A 6,499-nucleotide genomic window follows, 5' to 3' on the forward strand; every position below is an offset into this window, starting at 1 on the left:
AAATCAGGTCTTCCACAATGCTGGGGTCCACTGTGGAAGCCCTGCAGTCTTATGTGCTCAACACCGGCGTCATCGGCATCGTGGAAGGACTGCTCGGCATTCTCGCCGTCGGCGGAATCCTCAGCGCCCTGCTGGGTCAGGCCGGTGTCCGTGCCGCCGCGGTCGTCGCGGTGATCGTGGCCGTCCTGGGACTGTTCGCGTTGCTCGTCGCGAACAAGCTGGAGTGGCGCCGCCGCACCGAGCTGGATCGACGACTCCTGCGCCGGTACTGCGATCGGCTGCACGAGCGCTGCGACTTCACGTGGAGGATCACCGACTGGCGGCAGGTCGTGACGATCGAGGCCAACGGCGACACCCGTGACAAGATCACCTTCACCGCCGTGCCGGACTGCGACGCGCTCGACTTCCTGACGTTCTGGGAAGGTCCGAACTGGGAGTGGCCCGAGAGGCACCGGCGCAGGACCGGGGTGCACGTCCGCAGCGTCGAGCTCGAAGGCGACGGTGGTGGCACCCGCTTCGACGTGACGACCTGCTGGCTGAGCAGAGGGCGCCTGAAGGTGATGGTGCACTTGAGCGAACCCGCGCTGCGCGACACGGAGATCAGCCTCGTGGCCGATTTCTTCTGGCCGGCGAAGAACTTGCCTCTGATTCAGGGAGCACCCGAGGAGTTCGTCAAGAAGTTCTCACCGGGACCCGATCATCTGGAGTACACGGTCATCCTGCCGCCGGGGTGCAGCGGTTACTGGGACGGCGTGGGCCTCAAGTCCGGCGCCGAAAGTTATTCCATTCAACGGCGCACGAACACGAGCGGTCGCGAGGAGATCATTCTCGTGGCCGATGGGGTTAGCACCGGCGCACGAGTGGGCATTAAACTGGACATCAAGTAGACGGGAGGACTACTTGTCGTCAGCTCCGCCGCTGCCGCCTTCTCCACCGAACCCGCGCACTATTCCACTCCATATCGAATAGAAGCAGGGCGCACCTCACCAATTCTGCGAAAATCTGGAAATTGGCACGCCAATGAACTGAGCGCCCCGTCGGGCGCTCAGCTTGAATCGTAGATCAATCACAAAGGACTTCCCCAATCGGGTCCCACGATCCAGCTACTTGACGCCGTCCGTCAAGTACTTGCTATCCTCCGTCAAGTGGCGACCACCTCGGAGCACGTGGACCTCCGCGACGACCTGACCCGGCTCGTCCGCATCCGCCTGCTCGACCCCCTGGAAATCCTTCTGCCCCAAGCCGACCTGGACGAGCTCCGCGAACAGGTCAAGATCGACGCCGAGATGTGGGCCGCTCAGCTCCTCGGCGAGGACGACGCGCTGGCCAGGCGGGTGGTGATCCGCCTGATCTCCGTGCTCTACCCCGGCGACACCGCCTTCGACCCGCCCGACACCTGGTGGGCCACGCCGCTCGGACGCGTCACCGCGCGCCGGGCCGGCCACCCCAGCAAGGAGGGCGTGTCGTTCGCGGTGGCCGGCGCGATGCTCGCCATCACCCGCCAGGGCGTTCACGACCTGGTGAACCGCAACAAACTGCTCCGCCATCCCGACGGTGGCGTCACCGTCGCCTCCATTCGCGCACGACTCGCCTTGAGGAGAGAACAGTGAAGCTCGCGGCACACGACCACGGTGGCGACGGGCCGCCGATCCTGCTGCTGCACGGTGCCGGCGGCACCAAGGAGGCGTGGGAAACGCTTGCGCCGCAACTGAACGGCCGCGCGCTGGCGGTCGACCTGCGCGGACACGGCGAATCGCCCGACGGGCCGTGGGAGTGGGAGGCGGCGCTGGACGACCTCGAGGAGACGGCGGTCCACTTCGGACTCGAAAACCCTGTGGTCGTGGGACATTCGCTGGGCGGCATCCTCGCCGGCATGTGGGCGCGCCGGCGCCCCGAGTGCCCGGCGGCGGTGAGCCTCGACGGACACCGTTCTGCCACAACGCATCCCGCGAACTTCGCGGGGCTGACGCCCGAACTAATAGAGTCGGGGCTCGCGAAGCTCAACGCCGTCTTCGACGCCCAGCAGGAGACGGTCACGCGGCCGAGCCGCGAGATCACCGACGTACTGCGGAAGGCGCCGGAGTTCCTGGACGCGCTGCCGGTCTTCGCCGAGGTGAAGGCACCGCTGCTGCTCGTGCTGGCGACCAGGAACCTGCCGGTGCCCGCGGATCTGGTACCGCTGATGGACGCCCACCGGGCCGGACTGCGCCGCGATCTGCCGCTTCAGTGCCCGAACGTCATCGTGCGCGAGATCGACGCGTCGCACGGGATGGTCTTCGAAAAACCCGCTGAGACTGCCGCGATCGTCAACGACTTCATCGCACGGTGAAGAGCCGGTCCAGTGCCCGGCGGGCGCGCAGGGGGGCTGCGCTGTCGTGTTCGAGCTGCAGGAAGTGGTTGAGCGCCAGCATGATGCCGACCACCTCGTAGATCAGCTGGTCGACGTCGGTGTCGGGGGGCAGCTCGCCGAAGCTGATCGCGCGCCGGATGTGGATGCGGAGGTCTCTGCGCCACAACGCGTTCATGCCGGCCAGCGCGTCCCGCACCCGGCCGTTGCGGCCGTCGAACTCGGTGGTGGCGGCGGTGAAGAAGCAGCCGCCGGGAAGCACTTCCCGTTCCAGGTAGGAGACCCAGGCTTCGCAGACCGCGCGGAGGTGCGGCAGGCCGGACGGCGCCTGTTTGACGCGCTCGGGCACCTCGCGCGAGAAGACCGCCGCCGCCTCGTCGACGACCGCGAGCTGAAGCCCTTCCTTGGTCCCGAAATGTCCCAGCAACCCGGCCTTGCTCATCCCCAGCTCGTCGGCGAGCCTGCCGATCGTCAGCCCCTCCAGCCCCTCCGCCGAGGCAATGGCGAGGCTCCGCTCAAGGATGCGCTGCCGTGTCTCAAGGGTGTCGGCGACGGAACGACGTGGGCTCACACACAGATCCTAACCTCTTTAGCTACCGACCGATCGGTTGCTATATTCGGCGCGTCGTAGCCTCGCCGAAGGAGCTCACGTTGTCCGGATCCCGTGTCGTCGCGCTCGGCCATCACCAGCCCGAACGCGTGCTGACCAACGCCGACCTGGAAAAGATGGTGGACACCGACGACGAATGGATCCGTCAGCGGACAGGCATCTCGACCCGGCGCATCGCCGACGACGAGTCGGTCGCCGACATGGCGGCGGCAGCGGCGGCCAAGGCGCTCGCCGCGTCCGGACTGGCACCGGCCGACATCGGCCAGGTCATCGTCGCGACCTGCTCGGCCATCGACCGCTGTCCCTCGATCGCCGCGCAGGTCGCCGGCCGGCTGAACATCCCCGGCGCGGTCTGCTTCGACCTCAACAACGCCTGCGCCGGCTTCTGCACCGCGCTCGCCACCGCCGATCACACGCTGCGCGCGGGTGCCGCGAAACACGCGCTGGTCATCGGTGCCGAGAAGATGTCCGACCTGGTCGACTGGACCGACCGCGCGAGCTGCATCCTGCTCGGCGACGGCGCGGGGGCCGCGGTGATCAGCGCCTCCGACGACGCCCGGATCGGGCCCGTCACCTGGGGTTCGGACCCGACGCGCAACAACGCCGTGCGGCTCGTCGGCGAATGGCAGCCGCGGTTCGCCCAGGAAGGCCAGGCCGTCTTCCGCTGGGCCACCAGTGAACTTCCCGCCATCGCGACGCAGGCCTGCGAACGGGCGGGCATCGCCACCACCGACCTCGCCGGCATCGTCACGCACCAGGCCAACCTGCGGATCATCGAGGCCATGACCCGCAAGATCAAGCTGCGGGACGACGTGGTGATCGCGCGCGATGTCGTGGGCTCCGGCAACACGTCCGCCGCGTCAGTGCCGCTCGCACTGTCCAAAATGGTCGAGCGCGGCGAGCTGCCGTCCGGTCAGCCGGTGCTGCTCTTCGCCTTCGGCGGTGGACTTTCGTGGGCGGGTCAGGCCATCACCTGCCCGTAGCCACACGCGCCGCAAAAAGGCCGGTGTGACGGCTCGGGAGCCCGCCGAGCCGCCACACCGTTGGTGACGCACGAGAGAGAGGTTCAGGTTGTCGGCGCGGGATCGAGCGCATCGCCGCGTGACGTCATCGGTCCGCCACCTGGCCACGACAGCGACGTCGGAGTTCGCTCGTCACCGCTTGCCCTGTGCCGACAACCCAGAATCCTCCTGACCTGGTTAGGGCCTCGCACGTCCTCCGCCCACTCGCACCATCTCCGGCCTCGAACGTGAATGCCGCCGCCGCTGCAATGGCGGGGACATCGACGACGAGACGGACGGGGGAACTGATGATGCGTGGGCGGCGACCGGTTCGGGAACAGGAATCATGGTGGTCGGGAGAACCTCCGGGGTCTCGGCCGCGGCGGGTTCCGGCTCCGGCTGCGTCCACACCGGGACGTTCGTCTCGACCGTGTTCTGCCGGAACAGTTCCGGCGTCTCGGTGATGATCTTGCCTGGCTCTTCCAGACCCACGATGCCGACGAGCTTGCCGTTGGCGATGAAGCCGGTGAGTCCGTTCACGTCGGTGGTGTCGGTGCCCAGCACCGGCAGTCCGGCGCCCTGCACACGCATGCCGTACTGCTCGGTCCAGAAGCGCGGGACCGGCGTGTAGGTCTTGGCGTGGTTGCGGCCCACCAACAGGTTCTCGGCGGCGGCACGGCCTCCCTCGACCGCGTTGAGCCAGTGCTCGACGCGGCGCACGACGCCGTTGAAGCGCATGTTGGGCCAGCGGGCCACGTCACCGCAGGCGACGAGGTTCTCGGCGCCGACCACGTGGTTCGTGGAGTCGCACAGCACGCCGTCGGAGATGTCCAGGCCGGAGCCGCGCAGCCAGTCGACGGCCGGGGCGGCGCCGACGGCCAGCACGACACAGGAAGCGAAGAAGACCTGGCCGTCCGACAGATGAATGCCGATGCCGCCGGGCTGGCGCACCCAGTGCTTGATGCCGACGCCAGTGGCCAGCCGCACCCCGTGGTGCACGTGCGCCTCGGTGATCTTCTTGCCGATCTCGTCACCGACGACGCCGCCCAGCAACGCCGGCGAGCGCACGATCAGGGCCACGTCGCGGCCCATGTGACGAACCGAACAGGCGAGCTCGCAGCCGATGAACCCGCCACCGATGACGGCGACCAGGCCCTGCGACTGCCGGATGTTCTTGCGGATCGCGACCGCGTCGTCCAGCGTCCGCAGCACGTGCACCCGCGGGTCGTGACGAGGGGCTCCGCCCATCGCCCTGGCGTCGACGCCGGTAGCGATGATCATGCCGTCGTACTTGATCTCCTCGCCGCCGGGGACCCAGACCGACTGCTTCTTCGGGTCCAGGTGCAGGGCGGGAGAGTTCATCCGCCATTCTGCGTCCAGGTCACCGGAGAACGACAGCAGAGAGTCGTCCGGGTGCCATTCGCCGGTGATGATCTGCTTCGACAGGCATGGGCGGTGGTACGGGAGGTGCCGCTCGGCGGACAGGATCGTGATCTGACCGTCGAAACCCATCTCCCGCAGCCGTTCCGCGGAACGAACTCCTCCGAGCCCGCCGCCGACGACCACGATCCGTTCGCTCACTTCACTCGCTCCCTGATCTCGATCGCGCGCATCGGACACGCGCGCTGTGCCGCACGGGCCTGAGCGAAGTGCTCCTCCGGCGGGCGGCGGTTGTAGGTCAGGCGGTTGTCTTCGATCAACTGGAAAACATCCGGGGCCTCCGCCTGGCAGGTGCCGTAGCGGTGGCATTTCTCGTTGTTGACGCTCACGTCCATCGCGTCGCCCTCGCCGACGCCGGGTTCCTTGCCGCGCTCGGAGTCGAGCATGCCGATGCGGGTGAGCACCTCGGGCGGCAGGAACCTCGCCAGCGCCAGAGTGGCGGTCGGGACGAGGATGGTGAGGCCGCCGAGCCACAGCACGGACAGGTTGCCGTTCGCGATGGCGCCGAACCAGGAGTGGACCACAGTGGCACCCACGACGATGTACGCCGTTTGGTGGAACCTCAACCACTTGCGGTAGAAGACTTTGTGCCGCATGGACGCCAGGATGGCGATCGCGGCCATGACCTCGAGGCCGATGATGCCGAGCGCGTGCCGGAAGAGGCCGCCGTCGACGAAGGGCACGACCAGCTTGATGAAGCTGAAGGTGCCGGTCTGGATCAACGTGAAGGCGAACGCGTGGATGCTGCCGAACGCGATCGTCAGCGAGGCGAGCACCATGTGCCCGTTCTTCAGTCCTTCACGGCCGGTGAGCTTCTCGGCCCATCCGGTCGCGATGAGCACGCCCCAGGACAAGGTGGCGCACATCATGACGTAAGCCAGCCTGGCGGAGATCTGGGCCATCTTCTTGACGCCCGAGTCGAACTCGGACGACTGGGCCACCAGGAGCGGAATCTGGCTGGACAACAACTCTTCCTCCGGAAAGAACTTCTCGCGGGAACCCGCCCGGTCCTTGGTGCAGGAGTGGACACTTCAGGGCCGGGCGGGTGGACCTTGGGACACCACCTCCGTTTCCCGTGGTGCAACGGGGTCTTGCTGAATC

7 protein-coding genes are annotated in these 6,499 nt (G+C 67.5%); 4 read left to right on the plus strand and 3 right to left on the minus strand.

Annotated elements, in window-relative coordinates:
• Window positions 1–17 precede the first annotated feature (17 nt).
• The 3 genes from B0F77_RS36415 to B0F77_RS36425 all read left to right on the plus strand — a co-directional run bounded on the left by B0F77_RS36415 (window position 18) and on the right by B0F77_RS36425 (window position 2,329).
• The gene (locus B0F77_RS36415) at window positions 18–887 is read left to right on the plus strand and encodes a hypothetical protein (RefSeq protein WP_143467092.1); all 870 of its coding nucleotides are present in this window, start codon (window positions 18–20) and stop codon (window positions 885–887) included.
• Window positions 888–1,145: 258 nt separating this feature from the next.
• Window positions 1,146–1,610, plus strand: coding sequence for a hypothetical protein (locus tag B0F77_RS36420; protein ID WP_086667591.1), 465 nt, complete (start codon window positions 1,146–1,148; stop codon window positions 1,608–1,610).
• Window positions 1,607–2,329, plus strand: coding sequence for an alpha/beta fold hydrolase (locus B0F77_RS36425; protein WP_086667592.1), 723 nt, complete (start codon window positions 1,607–1,609; stop codon window positions 2,327–2,329). The genes B0F77_RS36420 and B0F77_RS36425 overlap by 4 nt, the downstream gene beginning before the upstream one ends.
• Here B0F77_RS36425 and B0F77_RS36430 read toward each other — a convergent pair.
• The gene (locus tag B0F77_RS36430) at window positions 2,316–2,918 is read right to left on the minus strand and encodes a TetR/AcrR family transcriptional regulator (RefSeq protein WP_086667593.1); all 603 of its coding nucleotides are present in this window, start codon (window positions 2,916–2,918) and stop codon (window positions 2,316–2,318) included. The two genes, B0F77_RS36425 and B0F77_RS36430, sit on opposite strands and share 14 nt — an antisense overlap.
• Before the next feature lie 80 nt (window positions 2,919–2,998).
• Between B0F77_RS36430 and B0F77_RS36435 the strand changes: the two genes are divergently transcribed.
• On the plus strand, window positions 2,999–3,940 hold the full coding sequence (locus B0F77_RS36435; protein ID WP_086667594.1) for a beta-ketoacyl-ACP synthase III: 942 nt from the start codon (window positions 2,999–3,001) through the stop codon (window positions 3,938–3,940).
• Window positions 3,941–4,156: 216 nt separating this feature from the next.
• Here the strand turns inward: B0F77_RS36435 and B0F77_RS36440 are convergent, their stop codons facing one another.
• Together B0F77_RS36440 and B0F77_RS36445 are read right to left on the minus strand one after the other, a co-directional pair.
• On the minus strand, window positions 4,157–5,539 hold the full coding sequence (locus tag B0F77_RS36440; protein WP_158102923.1) for an NAD(P)/FAD-dependent oxidoreductase: 1,383 nt from the start codon (window positions 5,537–5,539) through the stop codon (window positions 4,157–4,159).
• On the minus strand, window positions 5,536–6,363 hold the full coding sequence (locus tag B0F77_RS36445) for a ferredoxin (RefSeq protein WP_086667596.1): 828 nt from the start codon (window positions 6,361–6,363) through the stop codon (window positions 5,536–5,538). Before B0F77_RS36445 ends, B0F77_RS36440 begins: the two co-directional genes overlap by 4 nt.
• Window positions 6,364–6,499: the final 136 nt, after the last annotated feature.

It is taken from the genome of Lentzea kentuckyensis, assembly GCF_002150765.1.
Lineage (GTDB): Bacteria > Actinomycetota > Actinomycetes > Mycobacteriales > Pseudonocardiaceae > Lentzea > Lentzea kentuckyensis.

Coding starts and splice junctions, on each gene's coding strand:
- B0F77_RS36415 (WP_143467092.1), top strand. CDS start 18: ATGCTGGGGTCCACTGTGGAAGCCCTGCAGTCTTATGTGCTCAACACC.